Consider the following 26,660-nt stretch of genomic DNA (forward strand, 5'->3'; position numbering starts at 1 on the left):
TTAATTTAGGAAACTGTTATTTAACTTTCGTCAACACTGCACGAACCACAACACGATATCGGTATGTGTTTAAGTCTGGATCAAATTCCTTGCAAGTGATCAATGTCAACCAAGACAATTCTTCATGTTTTAATGGTTTCTTGTCATTTGGATCAACAATGGCGTTACTCCGTACTTCATAGACATATTGCTGTCCGAAAGCCTTAATGATCAACACATCACCCCAACGAAGTTTCGACAGATCAGCAAACGGTCCTTTTTTGCCATTCGCCAAATAAGAATGACCAGCAAGGACGCTGTTTCCCTGCCAGGTTGGGAATGCAGTTCCTTCCATCCAACCAGTTTTCGCACCAAGCCAATTCACATCCCAATTGCCACTCACTTCTGGCACACCAACAATATCAGTACGAACGCCAAGTGACGGGATCAGAAGCTGAATGTTCTCCATTTCTGAATACATCAAGTCGACAGGTTGTTTGGGAAGATTTGTTACAACATTCGGGGCAAATCCAGTTTTAGGCAAGCTAGAAGAAGATCTGGTCCAAGTTACACTATTAGAACCAACCACTTGTGTGCCAACAATTGTTTCTTCCGCAAAGTTGCCATTGCCATTCGTATCAGTACGAGATGTGGCTGTATTATTGACCTGATTTGTTGAACTATTGACGTTGACACTAAAAGTGATGATGACCTCATTGGATGCATTCGCTTCAGTAGTTGCACCTGGATCAGGAGCGATGGAACCCTGCCATTGAATTCGGCCCAAGCCACCATTCGCTGTAGCATCAAAAGCACAAGACGTAAGGGCTGTGTTCAACGGCGCTGATGAGCTTCCAGCATTCGTGGTTGATAATCCCTGCGGGACACACTGCAAACTATTAGGGACATAAGTCGTGCCAACGGGGATATCATCAACAACCTGAACATTAGTCGCAACGACATTACTATCATTGATCCATACCATTCTGAAAATCAAAATAGGATTCCCATCGCCATCAAGCGACTTTATACCTAAAGGAGGATCAAATACATTGGGCATGTTATTAGTATCCAAGGCGCAACCTTCAGGAGTACCTGTTGCGACACAAGCATTTACATCGGTCGGTGTTGGTGCACTTGAATTCGTTGGGTCTCCACCACCTCCGACCTTTGCCCGGTTCACCTGGGAACCAGTCGCAGACGCATCTATATTGACTGTAAATGCGAGGACGCTATCGCCCGATGATGGGATAACAACGCTACTCGCACATGTAATCACATCACTTGTGGACGAACACGACCAATCAGCACTGTTGGCACCGGTTAAAGTCAGCGGGCCGTCTGTAACAGACATTCCTACAGGCAACACATCCACCAAATTAATTGTTCCCGTTGTGTTGCCACCGCCAGAGTTGGAAACCGTTAGCGTATAGGTTGTCGTTCCACCTGCGGTGACGGTTGTCAGCGAATCTGTTTTTGTAAGACCCAAATCTGGCCCTAATTGAACCGCATCGGTATCCAACGCACAACCCTCAGGCGTATCATCCGCCGTACAATTGTTTACTGTTGTTGAAGTAGGTGCACTGGGATTTGTCGGGTCACCTCCACCACCGACTTTTGCCCGGTTCACCTGTGACCCAGATGCGGCTACGTCCACATTCACTGTAAAGGTAAAGACACTATTGCTTGCCGATGCGATAGCAACACTACTGGTACATGTAACTACATCACTGGCAGACGAACATGACCAATCTGCGCTGTTGGTACCGGTTAAAGTCAATGAGCCGTCTGCAACTGACATTCCTGCTGGAAGCACATCCACCACAGTAATTGTCCCAGTTGTGTTCCCACTGCCCGAGTTGGAAACCGTTAGCGTATAGGTTGTCGTCCCACCTGCGGTGACGGTTGTTAGCGAATCTGTTTTTGTAAGGCTCAAATCGGTTGTTGTTTGGATCGTATCAGTATCCAAGGCACAGCCTTCCGGTGTGTTGTCCGCTGTACAGTTGCTTACATCTGTTGCCGTAGGTGCACTGGAATTTGTCGGGTCACCGCCACCACCGACTTTTGCTCTGTTTACCTGAGACCCAGATGCCGCTGCATCCACATCAACCGTAAATGCAAAGACACTGTCACTCGCCGAGACGATGGCAATGCTACTGGTACATGTAATCACATCGCTGGTGGATGAACATGACCAATCCGCATTGTTTGTCCCAGTTAAAGTCAATGATCCATCTGCAACAGACATTCCTGCTGGCAACACATCCACTATCGTGATTGTTCCGCTTGTGTTTGCACTACCTGTATTAGACACTGTTAAGGAATAAGTTGTCGTCCCGCCTGCGCTGACAGTTGTCAACGAGTCTGTTTTTGCAAGACTCAAATCCGGTGCTACTTGAACCGTATCAGTATCCAAGGCACAGCCTTCAGGTGTATCGTCCGCTGTACAGTTGTTTACGGTTGTTGAAGTAGGTGCGCTGGAATTTGTCGGGTCACCTCCACCACCGACTTTTGCCCGGTTTACCTGAGACCCAGATGCGGCTGAGTCCACATTCACTGTAAATGCAAAGACGCTATCACCCGTCGCAGCGATGGCAATACTGCTAGTACACGTAACTACATCACTGGCAGACGAACATGACCAATCCGCATTGTTTGCCCCAGTTAAAGTCAATGAGCCATCTGCAACAGACATTCCTGAGGGAAGCACATCCACCACCGTAATCGTTCCGCTTGTACTCGCATTGCCTGTATTGGAAACGGTCAACACATAGGTTGTTGTCCCACCCGCGGCTACATTCGTTACGCCATCATCTTTTCTCAGGGATAAGTCCGGACCTGTCACCGTAAGATCAGCATTCACCGTATTACCCGTCAATGAAAATGGACCAGACGCTGTAGGCGCAGATGTTGTGTTTGTCACTTGACCAACCGTAGAGCTGGTCACATCGACATCAACACTACAACTGGCGCCCGGAGCTAATGATGCGGCCGTAAACCTTATAGCCGTATCGTTAACCGCAGAAGCGGATCCATTTATTTTAGTGATCGTACCGCAGCTTGCTGGAGTAAATGTAAAGGTCGTGCTATCGAGCGTAATACCACTGGAGCCAAAGTCGTCATCCACGCGAACTGTAGTAAGGGCACCTGGATTCGACGAAGGATTAGTCAAAGCGAGCGACAAAGTTGATGTGCCACCTGCGGAGATCGTTGCGGGACTAAAGGATTTTGTAACCGTGGGAGGTGTATACACCGTAACAGAATTTGTAGAACTATTATCAGCCGTGCTACCTTCCGAGAAGAGGAAATCAGGATTTACAACAGCGGTGTTTGTCAAAACACCGGTTGAATTAGGGGTCACAGGTATTTCGACAATAAAAGATCGGGCGGCCGGCAGGGTTATGGAGCCGCCGCTTGCTTCGCATGTCAAAGTACTCACACTAATGGAGCAACCCAAATTGACATCGTTCACCACATCCGTTTTGATGATATTCAAAGTTCCATATGTTGGGCCAGATGGCAACGCATCAGAAACAACTCTCTGTGTATCAGCAAAGGTAATATCAGACGTGCCGTTGTTTTCAACTGTCAAAGTCCAGGTAAACGATCCTCCCAGCACCACTCCACCGCCAACATCGTTGCTTTTGATGATCCTTATGTTAGGAAGCGTCGCAGAAGCGGCAACCGTATCGCTACCGTTGTTATTCCCTTCATTACTTTCTGTGGTGACATTGTTAGGGTCTGCGCTGGCGACATTCGTCATAGTGGATGTCCCAACGTTTGCTGTAATCTCCACGTCCACTGTAAAGCTTCTTCCACTCTCAATGATCAAAGAGCTAGTGGCAGCCACGCAGGTTAAAGTTGAGGATACAATATTACAATTCAACGTTCCCGAATTACCGGTTAACCCTGTCAAATCTGAATAAGGGGCTGGCAATGAATATGTAGCACCGGATGGTAAAGTGTCTGATAGAACGGTTGCGCCGTTTGCAAATGTTGCGGTCCCGCCACCGTTGTTCGCAACCGTGACCGTCCATGTGAACGGTGTTCCCTGAATAGCCTGACCACCACTAATGTCTGCGGCCTTCGACACGACAAGATCTGGTTGATCTGAAACAGATGTTGCAGACGTTGAATTGGTTTTTGTGCTCCCAATGGAACCAGAAGCAATATTAGTGACATAGCCGATGGAACGATCACGGCTTGTCAGGGTGTAAGACGCCGTACAAGTTAACGATTCTCCTGGATCGAAATTGGCATCCAGATCTCCCTGACTGGCTATCGAGTTACAAGTCACGACAGCATTCGTATCGTCAACCGTGACCGTACCAGACACTGGAGATGAACCATTATTGGTGATGGTATATGTATACGATAACGTGGTCGTACCAGCGGTGAAAACGGTTGGAGTAACTACTTTCGTCAACGCCAAATCAGTGATGTCGTATGTAGCTAAACTGGGAGCGGACGTGTACGTAGTCCCAGAATATGTTCCTTTGGCGGTAGCTGTATTTGTGCTGGAAGTAGAACCAGCAGTGACTGGCCCTACCACACAGGTTGCGACGGGATTACCTGTTGAAGCTGTAGGCAACGTAGCGGGCCATGAGCAAGCTGATGTGCCGCTCAATTTATTATCGGTAACCCAAACTGGACTAAAGTTCACATCGCCGGTGTTTTCAATAGTAAATCGATAGTACACATCACTGCCGGCCGCAATATTGACGGAACTACTCCATGGGCCACTGGCGCTCGTGGAGATCTCTTTTAGAAGACTAATCGCAGGGGTTAATGCATTAACTCCCAACGTATCTGTAGATGTATTGCCAGTGCCTCCATTCGATGACGAAACTTGAACCGAGTTCAGTTTATCTCCGGTAGATATTGCACTCACATCTACTTGTATCAGACACGATGCCCCCATTGGGACTGTAGCACCAGCCAATTGAAAACTTGTGTCTCCTGAAGTTACAGGGTTGATACCGTCACTTGTTAAGATTCCGCCAGAACAGGTAGTGGTGGCATTGGGTACGGTAGCAATTTCCAAGCCAGCAATAAACGTATCTGTGAACGCCACTCCTGTCAGGTTGACATCTGTGTTCGGGTTTGTAATGGTGAAAGTAATAGTACTCGTCCCATTTACGGGAATGGGATTGGGCGAGAACGACTTGACGATCTGTGGAGGGCCAATAGTAGCAGTTAACGTATCCTGCCCTTGTCCAGGTTTCGCGTCATTATATGGATTTGTGTTGATTCCTGCTTCGCTGCTGGAGATAAAGCCTGATGTATTCGTGAAAACTGCGGCACTATCCACAGCAACATTGACCTGCGCAGTACAGGTTCCGGGGGCCCCCATGGGAATGGTGCCACCAGAAAAACCAAGGGATGTGGCCCCCGCTGTTGGGCTCCACGTTGCACCTGTACAGGTTGTTGAAGCGACGGGCGTTGAAGCAACTGTCATTCCTGATGGCAGGATATCGGTAAAAGAGACCGAGGTCAGGTTCGTAGAAGAATTTGGATTGGTAAGCGTGAAAGTGAGTGTTGACGTTTCACCGACAGTAATGGGGTCAGGTGAAAATGACTTGGAAAGCCGTGGCTTCTCCAAAGTACTGACCGCACAACCCGTGATAGTGACATCATCAATAAGCATGCCAGCCTGATCATTTTGAGGATTGGTTGCCAATACTCTGAAGTAAGTCCTCGTTGTGCCTGTTGTGGCTGAATTTGCACCGCCAACCTCAAACGCGCTTGTGAATGTATTATCACTATAGACCAGTGCATAGTTACTTGTATTATCGTTCGCAGAGGAAATTTGAACAACCGAGCTCGAATTCCAGGATGCATTATTTTGTTTATACGCTACTGAGATCGCCAGATTTTGATATGCAGAACCATTGGGAATTTCGAACTCAAAGGCGGCATTTCTGGTTCTAAAGCCATCCATGAGCCACGAATAGGTTGTTCCTCCAGGTGTATTGTTACTATTGGTGTCTATGGAACTAGAACCCGTTCCAAGAGTCCGGGCAATGGAGGAAGAAAGGACCGATCCTGCATCTGGCACAAGAGAAGTCGCCAAAGTGGAACTGGGGAAAGTCCACTTTGCAAGTGTCTGAGTCGCTCCACATGTTTGGGAGGAAGTACTTACCCCCAAGGTATCTGTTGATGTGATCCCGGTGACGGCACTATCCAAAAACAGTTCTGCCGTGTTGGTAAAAGAACCATCGGGGCTGGCTGTTACAGATACGGTCAGGGTACATGTGCTATTCCCCGCTATACTGCCAGTAAACGTCAAAGATGTGTTGCCAGCTGTCGGAGAGAATGTTCCGCTTACACATCCGCCAGATGGGAATGAGACCGGGGTAGCATTGGGGGTGGACGCCACGATCATCCCAGATGGCAAGGGATCTGTAACACTGACATTATTGATCTGGGTACTGCTGGAATTGGAGATTGCAAGTGTAAGAGTAGATGTCCCCCCGCTCGTGGTGATCGCTTTCGGGCTGAAACTCTTAGTTAAGGACAACGGCGATGCGATCGTAGCAAATCGCAAACCCGTTTCAAAGTCACTGTTGTAGTGAAAACTGCTCCCAGAGAAATCGTACAACAAAGTGTTAAGTGTTTGAGTCGTTCCTACCCCACTGATGATCTTGACGGTGTATCGAGTTACCACCGTTCCACCAGACTTGCCATCGCTACCGATACATTCGCGGTATGTAGCGCTGGCAATATTGTTATCCCATAAACAAGCATCCGCGTATAACAGGTCATTCGTGTTCAACACAAATGTGGAAGAGTTGGCAGTATACGTAGTTTGGATCTTCTCGATCTGGAAGATCGTGTTGGGAAAATTGATAAATGACTCAAGTTGGTTGTACCCCTGTGTTGCTGTGTGCGCATCCAAAACAATATCGTAGGTTTGCCCCACAAACAGTTGCATGGTCCCACCAGCATTGACGCTAGTCATGGAACCGATCGGCTGACCCACGCTTCCATAGTAGACATTGTCTATTGCATTGCGGTTTTGGGAGATCAGATGCTCAACATATATTTCCCTATTGCTTGGGGTACTGATCGTAGACAAGCCTGTCGCGGAGGCTGTAATGGCATATTGACGAGTATCATCATATGCATTCGAGTCTCTTGTTACTTCGACTTCATAGTAAAAGTCAACACAAGCCCCTGCATTCAGTGTATACCCGGAATAGGAGGATATCGAACCGGGACGAGAAGCGATGTAATTCTTCGCAGGTGTGTTATCCGCACCCCAGACAAACTGGGAACCCACATTTAATGCCTGTGTATCACCTACATTACAAACCCGCGCACCAACAGGGAATCTATTCGGGCCCACACTGACATTATTCGAGTCCAAGCCGATCACATTCCATGTAATGGGCTTGATCGTAAGAATGGGTGCCGCATGGACAACACCTACAGGAAACGCGAGCATTCCAACAAGAATCAAAAAAATCAAAACGCCATGAAACCAATATTTGATTTTTTTCTGCATAGTGGGTCTCCCTCGCAGAGGTCTGCGAACGCAAACTTTGTCAACTAGACATAAATAACCAAGATAATTATATTTTTCGACAGGGATTTGAAAATACGGGTTTCCCCCCATGTCCTATTGCAAAAGATGTAATGGCATTCGCCGAGGCACATCGAATCAGTGCGTCTTTTTTCATGACATTTGTAACGCAGACGCAAGCGCGTTTAGTTGTAGAATTAACGCATGTCCAAACTGACCCGTGACGAACTGCAAGCGTTCCTCGCTCAAGCGGAAGACTCATTCCCCCACGCCCGTGACATTTGCAGTACCTGCGAATGCTTCCTCAGCTATCTCGCCCAACTCCGCATCGACTCAGATCCCGCCGACAAAGACATCTTCGTCCCTTTCAAAGTGGACCGCAAGGACATGCACCACTGCCTCGGCTGTGATCCCTGCCCGCCGGGGGATTTATACGCGGAATACATGAAGAAGCAGCAGGCCACAACATCATGAGACATACGCCACCGCATCCAACGCCCGCCCGACGGTAAACCGTACGGGCTATAATTACAAAGTCCGCTCAAGCGGACTCGAGTCCCCTTCAGGGGGAGCCGACTTGAGTCGGCTTCGTACGAATAGCATGGACGTTTACGTCCGTGCGGGCAACGACATACACCACTGCATCGGCTGTGATCCATGCCCACCCGGGGATTTGTACGCGGAATACATGAAGAAGAAACAGGCCACAACATCATGAGACACACGCCACCGCATCCAACGCCCGCCCGACGGTAAACCGTACGGGCTATAATTACAAAGTCCGCTCAAGCGGACTCGAGTCCCCTTCAGGGGGAGCCGACTTGAGTCGGCTTCGTACAAATAGCATGGACGTTTACGTCCGTGCGGGCAACGACATGCACCACTGCCTCGGCTGTGACCCCTGTCCGCCCGGGGATTTGTATGCGGAATACATAAAGAAGAACCAGCCGTTGATCAATCTTTGAGTACAACAAAAGGGACATTGATATGAAAGTTTTTCTCTCATCCACCTACCTTGACTTGACTGAACATCGCAAAGCTGTTGTCAACGCACTTCGAACGATGGGCGAAAAAGTTGAACACATGGAAATCTTTGGAGCGCTCGACAAAGAGCCAACTAAAGCGTCTTTGGAAGAACTCGACAAATGCGATGTTCTTGTTGGAGTTTATGCTTACAGATACGGCACAGTTCCCAAGGGCACAAAAACCTCAGTTACAGAACAAGAGTATCTTCATGCGGAGAAGAAGAAGTTGCCAATTTTGGTTTTTGTTGTAAACGAGAGTCATCCTTGGCTTCCAAAATTAATGGATAAGAGCCAAGCTAAAATCAATAGTTTTAAATCAAGAGCATCCGATAACCATACACCTGCTTATTTCACAACCCCTGACAATCTTGCTTCTCAAGTAGTTGCCGCGATTGGAAAACTCGGGAAGAAAAAGAAGACCCCAAAAAAAACTTCAAGGAGTCGAAAATCAACGAAAAAAGTAGAAATAAGAGGGGTAAAAGATGGTGTTCGCGGGTCAACACTTCCAAATCAGCCATATTTCTTTGGTCGGGAAAAAGAACTAAGAGAAATAGAAGAAGCACTTTCTCCTGAATCGCGCACTTGGGGAGCACTCATTGATGGACCTGGCGGTATCGGTAAAACCGCCCTTGCAATACGTGCCGCACACCTTGCGCCAAACGATCTTTTCGAACGAAAAATCTTTATCACTGCCAAAGTTCGTGAATTGACTCCTGAAGGCGAAAAGCCATTAAAAGATTTCAGTCAAGACAATTATTTTTCCATGTTGAATGAGCTGGCATTGGAATTAGGAGAGGAAACGATTCCCCGTCTTGCACCCGAAGAAAGAGCTAATCCCTTACGCATGGCAATAGCAGGGAAGAAAGTGCTCATTATCTTCGACAATCTTGAAACACTCCGAGAGGATGAGCGAGGTCGTTTATTTCATTTTTTGAGTCGTCTTCCTGAAGGCAATAAAGCAATCGCCACCAGTCGACGCAGACGACCTGATATTGACGCCCGCGCTATCCGCCTTATCCGATTGGAGCAAGTAGAAGCCTTACAGCTAGTTGAGAAACTTGCTGAAACCAACCCACGATTGGCACGTGAAAACAAAACAGAATATCAAAAACTTTACGAAATGACTAATGGCAATCCATTACTTATTAAGTGGACATGCGGACAACTTGGGCGGGATGGAAGCGCAATGCGTACTATTGCCCAAGCTTATAACTTTATCAACAAAGCACCCGTAGGCAACGACCCTCTTGAGTATATCTTCGGTGATTTGCTGGAGACTTTCACAAAGAGCGAAACTAAAGCATTAGCAGCACTTACACACTTTACCGAACCAGCAAAATTCAAATGGATTATGGATATGACAAGTCTTGGAGAAGGCACTGCTAAGACTGCTCTAGAAGATTTGTCTGACCGCTCTGTGCTAATATCCAATGACGAGAAACAAGAATACTATTTACCATCTTTAGCCGCTGAATTCATTCGCAAAAAACGATTAAGAACAGTTAATCAGACAGGAAAAAAGCTATCCGATCATGCACTGGCGTTAGCACTACAATATGGTTACCATAATTATGAGGGGTTCGAAACTTTAGATAATGAATGGCATTTCATTGTAGCTAGCTGGTATCAAATTGCTTTAGAAGATAGCAAACGATTATTTGTCCTACGCACCCTCTTGCATCAATTTTTAAATTTTACTGGCAGATGGGATGACGAAATATTATTAAATCAAATGACAGAGCAAAAAGCTATTGACAACAAAGATGATCATGAAGCGGGACTAAGTGCATTTTATTCAGGGTATGCATATTTTCTTCGTGGGCAAGCTGAGAAAGTTCTCGAATGCGCAAAACGTGCGAAAAAATACTGGAAAAAAGCTAATCCGCGCGAACAAGCAACGGCTATACGATTACATGGGCTTGGGCATCAGTTAAGAAACGAATTGGCTGTGTCAAAGACTGCATTTAACGAAGCACTTGCCATATATCAGAATATCAATCCAGAAATGAAAGAGGTTATAGTCCTTCTAAACGATTTAGCAATAATTCATCGTCGATTAAAAAACTACAAATCTGCCGAAATAAATTTTCGCAAAGCTCTAAATATTGCCAAGAACAATAATGATGATGAGCAAATTGCGGGAATAACAGATAATCTCGCTGAACTTGCAATTCATCGTGGACAATGGGATAAGGTTGAAGCCTTAGCAATCGAATCGTTGACATTAAGCGAGAAAATTGGGCGATTAGATTTTATTGCAACGTCATCCTATCACCTATCGCAAACTTATTTTCGTAAAAAACAATTCCGAAAAGCATTGCCATATGCTCGTCGTGCAGTTGAGATTTTTACCCGCCTACGCTTGTACCACGATTTGAATGCTGCACAAAATATTCTTAGCAATTGCGAAAATGCAACTCAAACCAACAAAAAGAAGGTGCATCGAAAACCCAAAAGAACTCAGAAGTCTATCGTGAAATAACGTCCGTTTTTATTTTCATCAAATTTCATGACATTTGTTACCAAACTCAAAAACTGAAATAGTCGTACAATGAAATAGTCATTGGAGACCGAATGGCAACACACAGGGGCACACGCCAGGCTCGCTACCCAAGATTAATCCTAAAGACTTCCGAAACGCCAAAGATCGGCGAGACTTCGGAAGTCTAATCACCCAGGAGCAAACAATGACTAGGACCTATCCCCCCGAACCGTTTCGCATCAAAGTTGTTGAACCCATCCGCCTTGTCCCGCGTGAGGAACGCGAAGCCAAGCTCAAAGAGGCGGGCTACAACCTCTTCGCCCTCAACGCCGAAGACATCTTCATCGACCTGCTGACCGACTCAGGCACAGGCGCGATGAGTCAGGAACAATGGGCGGCGCTCATGCGCGGCGATGAGTCCTACGCAGGCGCGCGCTCGTATCATCGCCTCAAAGCCGCAGTGGATGATATTTTCGGCTTCAAGCATTTTGTCCCCACGCATCAAGGACGCGCCGCCGAAAATATTTTGTCCGCGTGTTTGGTAAAGGCCGGTCAACACATTCCGAGCAACATGCACTTCGACACCACCGACGCCAATATCCGCGCGCGAGGTGGTCGCCCCGTGAACCTCGTCATCGACGAAGCCGCCGACCCGGCGGATCCGCATCCCTTCAAGGGCAATATGGATATCGCCAAACTCAAAGCCTTCATCGCAAAGGTTGGGCGTGAAAAAATTCCGTTCGGGATGATCACAGTCACAAACAATGCAGGAGGCGGACAGCCCGTCTCAATGCAGAATCTCAAACAAGTGGCGGATGTCTACCACGCGGCAGGAATCCCGTTCTTCATCGACGCGGCACGCTACGCCGAAAACTGCTTCTTCATCAAACAACGGGAACCTGGCTATGAACATGTTTCTGTCAAAGACATCGCCCGTGAGATGTTCTCGCTCGCCGATGGCATGACCATGTCCGCGAAGAAGGACGCCATCGTCAACATCGGCGGTTTGTTGTGTGTGAACGATGAGACGTTATTCCAAAACATCAAAAACGAATTGATCCTGCGCGAAGGCTTCCCCACCTATGGCGGACTCGCAGGGCGCGACCTCGACGCAATGGCGGTCGGCTTGTACGAAGGCTTGGACGAATCGTATCTCACGTATCGCATCGCGCAAACGGCGTATCTTGCACAGCGCCTCAACGATGCAGGCATTCCCACCATTCAACCCGCAGGCGGGCACGCCGTATATGTGGTTGCGAATCAACTCCTGCCGCACATTCCCAACTACGAATTCCCCGCGCAATCGCTTGGCGTCGAACTCTACCGCGAAGGCGCCATCCGTGGAGTCGAAATTGGCTCGGTCATGTTCGCCCATCTCGACCCTGAAACAAATCAATGGACCTACCCCAAGCTTGAATTGCTTCGTCTCACCATTCCACGGCGCGTCTACACACAAAGTCACTTTGATTATGTGGTGGATGCTTTATCAAATATCAAATCGCGTGCGAATGAATTACACGGGTACAAGTTCACGTATGCGCCCGAAGCATTACGTCATTTCACGGCAAGGTTTGAGCCGCTGTAATCCTTGACAAAATCAGCCGCATGAATAAAATTGAACTACGTTCAAATTTGAACGTAGTTCAATTTTATTACCGAGAGAAAATGCCGCACCCTGTTGGTGAGTCCCGCCTCGAGCGTAGAAAAGAAGAAACGAAGAAAAAAATACTGACGACCGCCTTGCAACTGTTTCGCGACCAGGGCTTTGACTCTGTTTCCATGGAAACGATTGCCGAAGAAGTGGATATTGCCAAAGGCACACTCTACAACTACTTCCCCGTCAAAGAAGCGATTCTGGATGAGTACATCCGTCGCGGTTTCAAGGATCAAACCATCGTTCGAGTCGCCAAAATACAAAAGCTTCCCGATACAGCCTCCCGCATGGAAGCCATGTTCACAGACCTGCTGACCGGCATCCAATCACAAAAGGTCATTTTTGAAAAATACACTGTCTATCGCATGAAGCAGTGGATCTCTTTCCATCAGGAAGGCGATGAGAAAAGTGGCTTTCAACTGATCTCTTCTGAGATCGTCCGTCTCGGGCAGGAAAGTGGCGAACTCCGCAGTGACCTGCCGACCATGATGCTCGAAGACCTATGTGAGTACGTTTTCATGCTGACGGTCAAAGAGCTGTATCTCTATCCTAAAACCTTCGTTGCAAAACAAGCCATTCAACGGAGTGTGGAGATTTTTCTCAACGGAACCAAAACAAGGAAATAACATCATGCCAAGCTTTCAAAGTCAACTCTTATACATCACGATGAAAAATCGTCACTTGCTTCGATTCAAATTGAAACCCGAAACATGGGACTTCAACACATCCATACCGGCCTTTCGTCAGTTTTGCGAAGAATCCAATGCAAGGATGGCGAGCAAAATGCCGCCCAGTGTGACAGTCACCCCTGCGCAGATCGGGAATATGTACGCTGAATGGCTCACCCCCACAGGCGCAGACAAGACCAAGGTCATACTCTATACAGTTGGAGGCGGATACGTCAGCGGAACTTGCACAGACCATCGACAATTTGTCTCCAAGGTTGCTGATCGAAGTGGCGTCACCATCTTGACCTTCAATCATCGCCTCGCCCCCGAAGACCCGTATCCTGCCGCGTTGAACGATTCAATTGCCGCCTACCAATGGCTTCTCGATCAGGGCTTCAAGCCCCAAAACATTTTAATCATGGGCGAATCAGCGGGTGGTGGGCTTTGCCTTGCAACCCTGCTGGCGCTTCGCGATAAAGGAATGTCACTGCCAGTTGCCGGTGTGGCCCTTTCGCCATGGACAGACTTAAAACTAACAGGCGAGTCTTATCGCACAAAAGCAGATGTCTGCATTTCACCGAGGGGCATGTCCGACGTGTGTAGCAAATATTATTGCGGCGATCATAACCCCGAAGACCCGTGGATATCACCACTCTATGGTGACCTGAAAGGGCTCCCACCACTTTATATCAATGTCGGCGGTTACGAAACCATGCTGGATGACTCAACCCGCTTTGCAGAAAAAGCAAAATTGGCGGGTGTCGATGTCACTCTGACCGTCGGAGAAAAAATGATCCACTGCTACCCACTCATGGCACCCATGTTCCCTGAAGCCACACAAGAGATGGATGCGATCTGCAACTTCATCAGGAAGCGCCTTCACTTGTAAGGCATTGTCAACAAAAGAAAATAAAACGATCTTCGTGATTTTTCATGAAGGTCGTTTTTTCATCGAACTTGACACATAACACTTCAAACCTGATACTAGGACATATGACTCGCTGGCTTGACCCTCTTCCCGTAGACACATCGCCTCTTTCTACCCTCAACCTGCCCCTCCTCATCAAACAAACTCTCCTCCGACGCGGGATTCTGACTCCTGACTCCGCCCGCTCTTTTCTCCACCCCGACGAAATTCCCTCCACGCCGTTTCCCGAAATCGAAAAAGCAGTCCACATTATCAATCTGGCTATACGCAGAGGTGATATAGTCTGTGTTTGGGGTGATTTCGACGTCGATGGACAAACTTCGACAACGCTGCTTGTACAAACACTGCAAGTTATCGGCGCGAATGTTGTCTATTACGTCCCTGTTCGTGGCAAAGAGAGTCATGGCGTTCACATTGAAAGCCTCAAACCCATCCTCGATAACGGCGCGAAGCTGATCGTCACTTGTGACACAGGCATCACTGCCCACGAAGCCATTGACTACTGCAACTCGCGCGGTGTGGATGTAGTCGTCACCGACCACCACGACCTCGGCGAAACACTTCCAAACGCAAAAGCCATCGTCAACCCCAAACTATTACCACCAGATCATTTGCTTGCAAATCTTGCCGGTGTTGGGGTTGCATACAAACTTGCGGAAGCGCTATTAGCTTTTAGCGGTCAGCAATTAGCAATTAGCGATTCGCTCCTTGATCTAGTTGCATTGGGTCTCATCGCTGATGTCGCACTACTCAAAGGTGAAACGCGTTCTCTCGCCCAAAAAGGGATTGAAGCTTTACGCAACACAAAACGCCTCGGCCTGAAAGTGATGGCAGAACTTTCCAACACCAATCTCGAAACACTGACCGAGGAAACCATTGGCTTCACGTTCGCACCACGTCTCAATGCACTCGGCCGCCTTGGTGACGCCAATCCCGCTGTGGAATTGTTATTGACCACTGACCCTGCTCGTGCTCGCGTACTTGCCGCACAGATCGAAGGGCTCAACGCACAACGCAGGTTATTGACGAGTCAGGTCACAGAAGCCGCCGAGGCGCAACTGCGTGAGAACCCTGAGTTATTGACCGAACCAGCGATCGTGTTGTCGCACCCCAATTGGCCAGGCGGTGTCGTCGGCATTGTCGCCAACCGTCTTGTGGATCGATACCACAAACCCGCGCTCCTTCTCACCGAATCAGAAGATGGCATCTTGCGCGGCTCTGCCCGTTCCGTGGACGGACTCCACATCACCGAAGCGATCACCGCGAACAAAGATCTATTGATGAGCTTCGGCGGGCATCCCATGGCGGCGGGAGTGTCGCTTCAAAAAGACAATCTTGTTTCCTTCCGCAAAGGACTTGGCAGAGCCATCGAAAAACAACTCGGTGAGATCATTCGCGAAGAACCGACCCTGCAAATAGACGCATGGCTGAACCTTGACGAGGTCAATCTCGGATTGGCAGATTCCATTGAGATGTTGGCTCCCTTCGGCGCAGGCAACCCCAAGTTGACCCTCGCCACGCGCAACGTAACGATGAAGTCCGTTGCGACGCTGGGGAAAACAAAGGAACATCTCCGCTTGACCGTTGAAGATGAAACGGGAAAAACACAAAATATTTTATGGTGGAGTGGCGCAGGAGAGGAACGCCCAGAAAACGGGACCAAATTCGATATTGCCTACTCCTTACGCGCTTCCACATTTCGTGGCGAAAAGCAAGTCACATTGCAATTCGAAGAATTCCGAGTCACAGAAGAGAAGCCCATTGAGGTCAAACCTTCCAAGCTCGAAGTTGTCGATCTGCGACTACACGTTTCAACGTTTGAACGTTCGAACGTTGAAACGTTGATCTGGGCTGAAGGCGCAGACAAAGCCAAAGGCAAGTCACGTTTTGATTTACAAAAGGCCAATGAGTTTGCTATTTACACAACTCCCCCATCGCTCGCGGATTTGCGCACCGTGTTGGAACGTGTGAAACCCCAAAAAGTTTACGTGCTTGGTATTTCACCTGCTCCGCAAAAGACAGACGAATTCCTTTCGCAACTGGCGGGCATGGTCAAATATGTGATCAACAACAAAGAGGGAAAAACTTCTGCGCGTGAGCTTGCCGTTGCAATGGCACAACGCGAGAGCGCCGTACGAATCGGCTTGGAGTGGCTGGCGGCCGGGGGACACGTATCAATCGTCCCTGAGGAGGAAGCGTTGACTTTATCCACAGGGAACGGCGAGGGGAATGAATATGTCCGCAAAGAGTTGTATGTGGCAGTGAAGGGAATCCTGGAAGAAACGGCCGCATACCGTGCACACTTTGCGAAAGCGGATGTCAATAATCTTATGGGTTTGGAGTCGGAGTAGGCGTCGAAAGATCAGGGATGGAGATCGAGTCGATGTTGACCGAGCCGCCGGTGGAATGCTCGATATACAGTGTATGTGTGCCGCGCGTAAGAACAGGCGAACGCCAATCCATCGATTCTGTTGCGCTATTGGATTGATCGACCGGATACTCCGTACCATCCAGGTTGATATTGATACTTCCGAGGCTTGGCCCCGCCTGATAGGAAACGATCACTTGTTGCCCCACAAATGTGAATAGGGCCGCATTCCCCGCCGTGAAAGAAATATGAAGCGTGTTCTGATGCGCGCCAGTTACATTGTCTTGCTCCACCCATTCGCCATCATATATGATCTCGAAATATGTATCGTCCACCTTGCTCAACACAGCCTGAATGGTCGGCGTGATCGTCGCCGCTGTATTTTTCACAGGTGTTTGCGTGGGAGAACTATTATTTGTATTTGTGGTTGGTAATGCAATAGGCGGAGGTTCTGATGTCAATATGAACTCAGGCTCATCCGTCTCCTCTGGTGGTAAGAGTATCACAAGGGTTGCTGTCGGCTCGGGCGTCAGCGTGGAAAGGCCAGGCTCTGTGCCTAAATACACGTAACGAAACGGTGTCGCTGTTGCGGCAACCTGTGCAGGTGCGCGTTGACCTTTATAAAGCCACGCGCCAGCGACAATACAAATTCCCAACAGGGAAAAAATACCTAATAAGATCGGGGCAATAACGCCAATATCAATGGAAAGTTTTTTATTCATAGCTCATTGTTGTGAGATAAGTAAATTGCGCTTATCATGTGCGGGAGGATACCACACAACATGTATACCATAATACCCCACCCCGCAAACATCTCGCCATCAGAAGGGAATTTTACGATCACCAGCACTACAACAATCGCCACAACGAACAATCCTGAGATCATCGCCATTGCGAACACACTCATAGAACACATTCAAAAACTCACGGGGTTTGAAATCGCCACACATCAAAATGAAGGGGATATCAAACTTGAGTTGATAGACGATACAACTCTTGGAGAAGAAGGATATCGACTCAATATTTCTTCTGATGGGCTCTCCCTACAAGCACATCAACCCACTGGATTTTTCTACGGCATCCAGACTCTTCGCCAACTCTTTCACACGCCTCAAGAACGGACCTTCAGCCTGCCTGCCCTTTCAATCACCGATTCTCCCCGATATCCTTGGCGCGGAGCGATGCTCGATGTGGCACGTCACTTCTTCAGCATGGAGGACGTCAAACACTACATTGACTTGATCTCGCACTACAAGATCAACCGCCTGCATCTGCATCTCACTGACGACCAGGGTTGGCGCATTGAGATCAAATCATGGCCCAACCTCACAGCGCACGGATCCAAGACTCAGGTCAACGGCGGAGGCGGCGGCTTCTACACACAAGAACAATACAAAGAGATCGTGGAATACGCTCAAAGCCGCTATGTGATCATCGTCCCTGAGATCGACACCCCCGGACACACCAACGCCGCCCTATCGTCCTATCCCGAACTCAATGTCTCAGAGGAAGCGCCTGAATTGTACGAAGGCATCGAGGTGGGATTCAGTTCACTCGGCATCAATATGGAAGTTACTTATAAATTCCTGAACGACGTGATCGGTGAACTGGCCGCCATCACACCGGGACCCTACATCCACATCGGCGGCGATGAGGCCAAGTCCACACCGATAGAAGACTATAAACTCTTCATCAAACGTATCCAAGAGATCGTGTTCGCGCACAACAAGATCCCTGTTGGTTGGGCTGAGATCGGCGAAGCGGATCTGGACTCACGCACTCTTGCGCAACACTGGCAAGGCGCGGCTTATCAAGATGCAAAAAAGCAGGGATGCAAAGTCATCCTTTCCCCCGGAAATAAAACCTATCTTGATATGAAATACGATGAAACATTCCCACTTGGGCTGAATTGGGCGGGATACATCAGCGTGAAAGACTCCTATGATTGGGAACCCGGTAGCTACATGGACCAACTTGAGGAGAACGACATCCTTGGTCTCGAAATGCCCATCTGGTCAGAGACTCTCGTCACGATGAAAGATATTGAGCTGATGGCCTTTCCACGTCTACCCGGTCTCGCTGAATTAGCATGGTCACCAAAAAATCTGGGGTGGGAAGAATACAAAGTCCGCCTTGCAAAGCATGGCAAACACATGGAAAGGTTGAATATCAACTTCTTCAAATCACCCGATGTAGATTGGGAGTAAAAAACTGGAGGTCACTTTCGAAAGTGACCTCCAGTTTTTATTTCACTGCCTTGTCCGTGATCTCCAATGCCTTATCCAAAACATCAAAACCCTCTTTCAATTGCTCTTCGCTAATGATTAACGGCGGAATGATTAATACGGTATGCCAGTGTGTATACAAAAACAAGCCGTGATCCAGACAATATTTCCGTAACGCCACCATCTCCGGCGATGATCCATTCCACGGCGCCATCGGTTCTTTCGTTTTCCTGTCCTTGACCAACTCCAAAATCCCAAACAACCCAATCGAGCGGACATCTCCCACTGAGGGATGTGCCTCCCCCAGATCGGACAACATCCGCTTCAGCACTGGCCCCATGCTTGCCGCATGCTCAATAACTTTATCTTCTCTCATAGCCTGGATATTCGCCACAGCCGCCGCCAATGAGACTGGATGTGATGTGTACGTGAGTCCGCTTTCGAAGGGAGTGTCATTGAAGGCCGCCGCAATCTCTGGCTTCATGGCAACCGCTCCCAATGGCGCATACGCAGAGGTCAGTCCCTTTGCCATAGTGATGATATCTGGCACAACATCCCAGTGCTCAATGGCAAACCACTTGCCGGTACGGCCAAATCCGCTCATGACTTCATCCGCGATCATGACGATACCGTATTTGTCACACAAAGCGCGCACGCCTTGCATATATCCTTGTGGAGGGATGATGATTCCGTTCGTGCCCGTCACCGACTCCATGAGAATGGCTGCGATGGTTTTGGGGCCTTCATATAAGATAATTTCTTCCAGGTGATTTAAATAATCACGGGTGAATTCTTCTTCGGGGATATCAGGATTTGTCCGATGGAAGGTGGAACGATAACGATACGGGTCAAGAAAATGCACGATGCCAGTCATCAGGTTCGGTTCCCAGATGACGCGGCGCGGATCGCCGGTCGCGGCCATCGCACCGGCAGTCGCACCATGATATGAGCGATAGCGAGTCAAAATTTTGTGGCGACCGGTATATCCGCGTGCGAGTTTGATAGCGTTCTCGTTGGCATCCGCTCCGCCGAGGGTAAACAGGACTTTGGTCAAGGCTTGATGCGGGGTGATATCCGCAACCATTTTGCTCGCCAACGCACGGACTTTGGTCGTCATCCCCGGCGCGGCATATGGAAGTTCCGCCGCTTGCTCCTGCATGGTTTTGATAATGCGCTCATCCCCGTGACCGATGTTGACACACATCGTCATCGAGTTGAAATCAAGATACTGTTTATCGTCCACATCCCAAAAATACACACCCTTCGCCCGCTGAACAGCGATCGGATTGACCTTTGCTTGCGCTGACCAGGTGTAAAAGACATGCTCCTTGGATAGTGAAAGAATTTCATCGTCCGGAAGATCGAACATGGGGCTCCAATCAGACTTCGGAAGTCTTCGAGACTTCCGAAGTCTTTTTGTCAGATTATAACCCTCCCCGATTCTATGAACTGTGATAAACTTCGGCCCGTTCGAAATGGTACGTATATAACGTGCCTTTCCGCTCCTGGCGGGCTTACGGTCTGAACAGGAGCAATCCCATGGAAAGGAGGAACCCCTCATGCGAAAATATGAATTGATCTGCATTCTCCAGCCCGAACTGGACGAGACCGCTTTCAAAAGCGCTCTGGAACGTGTTCAAGGCTGGGTCACCGAATCAGGTGGAAGCGTAGATAAGACCGAGATTTGGGGTCGCCGTAAACTTGCTTTCGCGATCCACAAACAAACTGAAGGTCAGTATGTTCTGTTGAACGTCACGCTTGATCCCAAGTCAACCGGCGATCTGGAGCGAAATATCCGCTACTTAGAGCCTGTGCTTCGTCACATGTTAACGGTTGTGTAACCTAATCTGCCATATCGCGTGGTACCCGGTCTGGTTTATCAAGGAGTAATAACATTATGAGCCGAGGATTAAACAAAGTCCAGATCATTGGTCATCTTGGAAAAGAACCTGAAATGCGTTATACGCCATCAGGCAAACCTGTGACTACATTCACCGTGGCTGTCAGCCGCTCATGGAATTCAGCTGATGGTGAACGTCATAGTGAGACCGAATGGTTCAATATCGTCGCCTGGGGCAACCTGGCTGAGATCTGCAAACAATATCTCACGAAGGGACAACAGGTCTACATCGAAGGACGCCTGCAAAGCCGCCGATGGGACGATAAAGAAGGCGCCAAACATACAAGCGTTGAGATCGTCGCCAACGAAATGATGATGCTTGGAGACCGGCGCGACCATAACAACCATACGGGTTCCGACACGCCCATGGCTGAAAACACACCCGAAACGAACGAAGACGAATTTCCTTTTTAAATATCAAATGGAGTAAGAAATGGCTGAAGACAGAAACCAATATGAAGGACAACCGCGCGGCGAACGTGGCGGCGGTGGCGAACGCGGTGGCTCCCGCTTTTTTGCGAAGCCCAAGTTCTGCCAGTTCTGTGCGGATAAAACCCTGACGATCGATTATAAAAAGACTGACCTTCTCAGAAAATATGTAACCGAAGAAGGCACCATCCGCCCGCGCAGACAAACCGGCGCATGCGCCAAACATCAGCGCGTTGTGGCCGCGGCCGTCAAACAGGCCCGCCACATTGCCCTGCTTCCCTACACTGGGAAACGCGTCGAAGACGCTCGCTAGTATTTTCCAAAGTCTAATGAACGCGCGGGGCATGTCGCGCTCGAACAGCGCGGTCCATGCCCCGTTTCGCGTCTCGGAGTTATTTGTATGACCAATCAAACCAGCAAGCCGAAAGTCCTGACAAAGAAACACGTCGCACGCCTCGAACGGGACCGCAGGCAGGTACAGATCATCCGTACAGTGGCCATTGCCATGTTCGTGTTGATCGCGCTCTTGATCGGGTACGGTATTCTCGACGTCACTTACCTGCAAAAGCAAAAACCTGTAGCCGTGGTCAACGGTGAAAAGATCACTGTCGCTGAATTCCAGGAACGCGTCCAAATGCAACGCGTCAATCTGTTCAACACCTATCAAAGATATATTTTCTTCCAGAACAACTTTGGGGTGGATTATTCACAACAGATCCAACAACTGCAATCTTCTTCGCAATTCCCTGAGATCATCGGCCAACAGATCGTGGACCAACTCGTGGATGAGGCTCTGATCCGCCAGGAAGCAGAAAAACTTGGCATCACCGTCTCGGATGATGAAGTGGAAACGTTCATTCAAGAACAGACCTACAGTTTCTACCCGAATGGAACACCGTCGCCGACGGCAACACCCACGGCCTTCGAATACCCCACACCCGGCTCTGTACAGTTGACACTTTTCCCGCACACCGCAACACCCACCGAAGCGCCAACTTCCACACCAGAGCCCACATCCACACCTGTGCTCAACCCAACCGCTACGTTCACTGCAGCGCCTCCCACTCCTACATTTGTGCCGGAGAGCGTTCCAACAGCAACACCCTTCACGTTGGATGGCTACAAAGCGGAATACCAGAAAACTCTTGATCAATACAAGGCTTACGGTATTACAGAAGCCACATTCCGCTCGGTGTACAAGAACCTCATTTTGCGCAACAAGATGCAGGAAAAGATCACCGTAGATGTGCCCACCACAGCTGAGCAGGTCCATGCGCGCCACATCCTCGTGGCAGATGAAGCTACGGCACAACAAGTGTTGGACCAGCTCAAGGCTGGTGGCGACTTTACTGAGCTCGCCAAACAATATTCAACCGACACCGGTTCCGCCGTCAACGGTGGTGACCTCGGGTGGTTCACACGAGGTATGATGGTCGCCGAGTTTGAAACGGCCTCATACACCCAGAAGGTCGGTGAAATTGGACAGCCCGTCAAGAGCCAGTTCGGGTATCACATCATTCAGGTCCTTGATAGACAAGATCTTCCTCTCACAGCCGATCAGCTACAAAGAAATCGCGATACCGCATTTACCGATTGGCTTTCCACCATACTTGAGGGAGCGAAAGTTACCAAGAACGATACGACGTGGAAGGGTCAAATCCCTGCACTTCCCACCGAACTTACGATCCAATAAGTAATACGCTACGTTTGAACAAAAAAAGCCCGTCTCCATTACGAGACGGGCTTTTTTTATTTACACTAACGTACGGGCGACCCTTCAAGAGAAATTGAGAGAGCCTATGTTTTGGGGCGGGTCGCCCCTACATCCCCTATCCCCTCTTCAACATATCGTCTGTCACTTGATCCAAGCGCAGACTGATCATCTGGCTGGCAGAGTCGCGTCCCATCGTGATGCCATAGATCACGTCTGCGGCCTGCACCGTGTTACGGTTATGTGTAATGACGATGAACTGCGTGTCCTTGCTCAACTCCAACAACAGATCTCTAAAGCGACCTACATTTGCCTCGTCGAGCATCGCGTCCACTTCGTCCATCACGCAGACCGGGGTTGGCGAGACCTTGAGCAACGCAAACACAAGCGCAACTGCCGTCAAACTTCTTTCACCACCCGAAAGCAAACCTAGTGACTGTTCTCTTCGGCCCGGCAAACGCGTTTCGATCTCGATACCCGTTTCTACAAGGTTATCAGGATCGGTCAACGCCAAGCGTGCCGAACCACCGCCAAACAGACGGGTGAACATCGCGCGGAATTGTTTATCCACTGCGTCAAAGGTCTTGGAAAATTCCTGTCGCGTCAATTCATCTAACTCAGCGATCACTTTGCGCAGGTCTTCCTCTGCCTTTCGCAAGTCATCCACCTGCGTTTTCATGAAAGTATATCGTTCCGACTCTTTATCGTATTCCAATTTCGCTTCCGGGTTGATCGGCCCCATGCGCCGCACCTGCGCACGCTGACGGGTCAACTGCACCTCAAGCTCAGGGGAAACTTCAGTCACAACAGGCAATTCTTCGACCATTCCTTCAAACGGCAAAGGCACTGGCCCAGAAACATCATCTGCGTACTCGAACATCACAAGGCCAAAATCGTCGGTGATCTTCTGGCGCAAGTTATCCAACGCCTCTTGCTTGCGCAACTGTTCCAACTGCACCTGTCCATGTAAACGTTCAGCCGTGGCAAGCGACCGTTGTGCGTTCGCTTCCACATCCTGTAAACGAACCTCTTCCACTTCTGCTGTTTCCAATTCTTTCTCAGCAGGGCTCATATCCACATTCAAGGTTTCGATCTGCTCACGCAACGCATTCTCGCGCTCATGCAGTTCATTCTTGCTCGCATCCAAACCGCTCAACGATGTCTCTGCCTCGCTCAAACGTGAAACCAATTCAGAGCGTCGCACATCGAACTTCTCTGTCTCTTTCCCTCTTTCTTCTTTCCTTACAATGGCATCGGCCAGCGCGCGTTCCGCCACAGCCACACGCGTACTCCAATAGGAAGCTTGTCCCTGTGCTTCGCCAAGATCCATTTCGGCCAGTTGCGCAGAGGTCAAACGCACATCGTCCTGCACCTTCACAGATTCAGACTCGATCACAGTCTGCGATTCGATCAAATTCTTTTGGATGGCTTCCGCCTCATCCGCTTCTGCCTTCAATTGGATGTACTGACTCTTCTGCCACTCCAACTCACGATGCTTCGCCTCAGACTCCAGCCCGGCCTGCTTCTCGTTTTCTTCAGCCTCTTCCACTCTGACACGTACCTCGCGCGCCGCATTGCCAGCTTCGATCAACTCGCGTTGTGCATCATTGATCCGCACGGAAAGCGACTCAACTTCTTGATTCAAAGCATCGATCTGCACGCCCAACGTGGCCAGAGATTCAGTCAACTCTCTTTTTTGGCGCGGACGACTCAAAGCAGAGGATGAAGCGGATTTCCCAGCCACGATCAAGCCATCACCACGGAAGACCTCTCCACGCAGAGTCACAACACGTGCGTGAGTCGGAATCTCCTTCAATAAACGGCGGGCCGTGGCGCGGTCACGAGCCACCAATGTCTGACCGAGCATCAATTGCACAGCTGTGCGCAGATCGTCAGGCGCGTTGACAAGTTCAGAAGCAACGCCTAAACAATTCTCATCAAGTGGTCTTGAAAGTGCTTGACGATTAAATTCTTCAAGGGGCAACAGAACCGCGCGTCCAGCGTCATCCGATTCGAGCAGTTGCAAGGCATCTTCGATCTCATTCGCATCGAGCATCACCGCATCAAGCGTATCACCCAACGCGGCAGTGATCGCCATTTCCAATTCAGCAGGGACATCCAGCGCTGCACTCAATGCACCGCGCGCGCCCTTAAGTTTCATTTGTTGCGCGGCTTCAAGCAAAAAGCGCGCACCTTCCGCATAACCAGCCAAAGACTGCTCAGCCTGTTCAAGCACTTCAAGCTGGGTCTTGATGCGCGTATGGGCAGAAAGAAGATTGGTGCGTTCATCATTGCTGGCACGCCTTTCGGCTTCCAGCCGTTCCATTTCCTTTTTGCCGTTCTCTTCTTTTTCCTCAGCCTGTTTGAGTTGGCCTTCCAACTCTTCGCGCTTCAAACGTGCGTTTCCGTAGGCATCACTGGCTTCGCGTGCAAGGGTCTCAGCCGATTGAATCGTTTTGCCTGCCGAATCCATACGTGCCTTCAACGATTCAAGGCGCGACTTTAATTCATCAAGACGTGCCTGTGCTTCGGCACGTTGTGTATTCCATTTTTCGATCTGTTGACGAGCCGTTTGCAGCTTCTCTTCAAGAGAAACTCGCTCCACCTGACGCGACTGCAACGAATTCTGCACTTCTTCATATTGTTTCTGCGCTTCTTCGTATTCTGTTTGGAGGCGCGCAACTTCCTGCTCCACTTCCACGAGGCGTTCACGGGCTACGCGTTCTTCGTCAGAGGCGCGATCCTGGTCGGCGATCACAGAAGTCTGCGAGGCGATCAATGCACGGCGTCTTTCTTCCAATACAGCCAGTTCACGACTCACTTCTTCACGCTGACTGTGTAGTTCAGAAGACTCGCGGTGCCATGTGTTCAGCTTGGTGCGCAATCCCGAAAGTCTCTCGCGGAAGGAGTTATATTCGGCCTGCGCCTTTGCATGTTCTTCACGAGTCTCTAGCAAGCGAGCTTCCTGCGCCTTGACAACTTCGCGCGCATCGGTCAATTCCTGTTGCGCTTTGTGCCAGTGATACCCGTACCACTCGCGCAGAATGATCTTCAAATCAGCTTGCGCACGCAAATATTCCGAAGCACGTTTAGCCTGACGTTCCAAACTCCGCAAACGCGGTTCCAGCTCAGACATAATATCCAAAACGCGTTCGAGGTTGCGCATGGTAGTTTCAAGTCGCTTCAATGCGTCTTCGCGGCGTGTACGATACAAACCTACGCCCGCCGCTTCTTCGAACAACTTGCGGCGTTCTTCCGCCTTCAAGGCCAGCGACGCGTCCACAAGTCCCTGCCCCATGATGGTGTAGGTGCGGTCTGCCAAACCTGAGGCAGAAAGCAATTCATTCAAATCGCGCAAACGGACTTGTTGATTGTTGAGTAAATAATCGTTATGGCCATCACGATACGCGCGGCGCGTCATAGCCACTTCCGTAAAGTCCACAGGAAGCCAGCCATTCGTGTTGTCGAACTCAATATGAGCCGAAGCCATACTGGCACGCGCGCGATGCTCGGAGCCATTGAAGATCATGTCTTCCGTCTTCTTGCCGCGCAACAGCGCATAGGACTGTTCGCCCAACACCCAGCGAAGCGCATCCGCGATGTTCGATTTGCCCGAACCGTTCGGCCCGACAATGGCAGTGATTCCGCTCGCGAACTCAAAGCTGGTCTTTGATGCGAACGTTTTATAACCTTGTAATTCCAGAGATTTTAGGCGAAGAGGCATAAGATGATTTTCAATTTACGATTCAGATTTTGGATTTACTTG

At 49.3% G+C, this 26,660-nt stretch carries 15 protein-coding genes; 11 read left to right on the forward strand and 4 right to left on the reverse strand.

Annotated elements, in window-relative coordinates; genetic code table 11:
• Positions 1-16: 16 nt before the first annotated feature.
• On the reverse strand, positions 17-7,486 hold the full coding sequence (locus IPP66_18665) for a sortase (protein ID MBK9927297.1): 7,470 nt from the start codon (positions 7,484-7,486) through the stop codon (positions 17-19).
• A gap of 222 nt (positions 7,487-7,708) precedes the next feature.
• Here IPP66_18665 and IPP66_18670 point away from each other — a divergent pair, with 222 nt between their 5' ends.
• The 6 genes from IPP66_18670 (at position 7,709) to recJ (ending at position 16,612) form a co-directional block, all read left to right on the forward strand.
• Positions 7,709-7,978 carry a hypothetical protein gene (locus tag IPP66_18670; GenBank protein ID MBK9927298.1) on the forward strand — a complete coding sequence of 90 codons (270 nt, stop codon included), beginning with the start codon at positions 7,709-7,711 and terminating at the stop codon, positions 7,976-7,978.
• Positions 7,979-8,491: 513 nt separating this feature from the next.
• Positions 8,492-11,011: a DUF4062 domain-containing protein gene (locus tag IPP66_18675; protein MBK9927299.1), complete on the forward strand. Its 2,520-nt coding sequence runs from the start codon at positions 8,492-8,494 to the stop codon at positions 11,009-11,011.
• Between the two features lie 205 nt (positions 11,012-11,216).
• The gene (locus IPP66_18680) at positions 11,217-12,596 is read left to right on the forward strand and encodes a tryptophanase (GenBank protein ID MBK9927300.1); all 1,380 of its coding nucleotides are present in this window, start codon (positions 11,217-11,219) and stop codon (positions 12,594-12,596) included.
• Between the two features lie 80 nt (positions 12,597-12,676).
• On the forward strand, positions 12,677-13,291 hold the full coding sequence (locus IPP66_18685; protein ID MBK9927301.1) for a TetR/AcrR family transcriptional regulator: 615 nt from the start codon (positions 12,677-12,679) through the stop codon (positions 13,289-13,291).
• A gap of 4 nt (positions 13,292-13,295) precedes the next feature.
• Complete coding sequence (locus tag IPP66_18690) at positions 13,296-14,222, forward strand: alpha/beta hydrolase (GenBank protein MBK9927302.1); 927 nt, start codon at positions 13,296-13,298, stop codon at positions 14,220-14,222.
• 104 nt (positions 14,223-14,326) lie between these two features.
• The gene (gene recJ, locus IPP66_18695; GenBank protein MBK9927303.1) at positions 14,327-16,612 is read left to right on the forward strand and encodes a single-stranded-DNA-specific exonuclease RecJ; all 2,286 of its coding nucleotides are present in this window, start codon (positions 14,327-14,329) and stop codon (positions 16,610-16,612) included.
• On the opposite strand, the gene IPP66_18700 is transcribed toward recJ, so the two are convergent.
• Positions 16,590-17,351, reverse strand: a complete 762-nt coding sequence (locus IPP66_18700; protein ID MBK9927304.1) for a hypothetical protein — start codon at positions 17,349-17,351, stop codon at positions 16,590-16,592. The two genes, recJ and IPP66_18700, sit on opposite strands and share 23 nt — an antisense overlap.
• 60 nt (positions 17,352-17,411) lie before the next feature.
• On the opposite strand from IPP66_18700, the gene IPP66_18705 reads away from it, so the two are divergent.
• On the forward strand, positions 17,412-18,836 hold the full coding sequence (locus IPP66_18705) for a beta-N-acetylhexosaminidase (GenBank protein MBK9927305.1): 1,425 nt from the start codon (positions 17,412-17,414) through the stop codon (positions 18,834-18,836).
• Positions 18,837-18,873: 37 nt separating this feature from the next.
• On the opposite strand, the gene IPP66_18710 is transcribed toward IPP66_18705, so the two are convergent.
• On the reverse strand, positions 18,874-20,223 hold the full coding sequence (locus IPP66_18710; protein ID MBK9927306.1) for an aminotransferase class III-fold pyridoxal phosphate-dependent enzyme: 1,350 nt from the start codon (positions 20,221-20,223) through the stop codon (positions 18,874-18,876).
• 190 nt (positions 20,224-20,413) lie between these two features.
• Here IPP66_18710 and rpsF point away from each other — a divergent pair, with 190 nt between their 5' ends.
• The 4 genes from rpsF (at position 20,414) to IPP66_18730 (ending at position 22,876) form a co-directional block, all read left to right on the forward strand.
• The gene (gene rpsF, locus IPP66_18715) at positions 20,414-20,695 is read left to right on the forward strand and encodes a 30S ribosomal protein S6 (GenBank protein MBK9927307.1); all 282 of its coding nucleotides are present in this window, start codon (positions 20,414-20,416) and stop codon (positions 20,693-20,695) included.
• Between the two features lie 56 nt (positions 20,696-20,751).
• Positions 20,752-21,168, forward strand: coding sequence for a single-stranded DNA-binding protein (locus tag IPP66_18720; protein ID MBK9927308.1), 417 nt, complete (start codon positions 20,752-20,754; stop codon positions 21,166-21,168).
• Positions 21,169-21,187: 19 nt separating this feature from the next.
• On the forward strand, positions 21,188-21,496 hold the full coding sequence (locus tag IPP66_18725; GenBank protein ID MBK9927309.1) for a 30S ribosomal protein S18: 309 nt from the start codon (positions 21,188-21,190) through the stop codon (positions 21,494-21,496).
• 87 nt (positions 21,497-21,583) lie between these two features.
• Positions 21,584-22,876 carry a peptidylprolyl isomerase gene (locus IPP66_18730; protein ID MBK9927310.1) on the forward strand — a complete coding sequence of 431 codons (1,293 nt, stop codon included), beginning with the start codon at positions 21,584-21,586 and terminating at the stop codon, positions 22,874-22,876.
• A 136-nt stretch (positions 22,877-23,012) separates the two neighbouring features.
• On the opposite strand, the gene smc is transcribed toward IPP66_18730, so the two are convergent.
• Positions 23,013-26,618 (reverse strand): chromosome segregation protein SMC, encoded by a 3,606-nt coding sequence (gene smc, locus IPP66_18735; protein ID MBK9927311.1) that lies wholly within the window; start codon positions 26,616-26,618, stop codon positions 23,013-23,015.
• Between the last annotated feature and the right edge of the window lie 42 nt (positions 26,619-26,660).

It is taken from the genome of Candidatus Defluviilinea proxima, from assembly GCA_016721115.1.
Classification (GTDB): domain Bacteria; phylum Chloroflexota; class Anaerolineae; order Anaerolineales; family Villigracilaceae; genus Defluviilinea; species Defluviilinea proxima.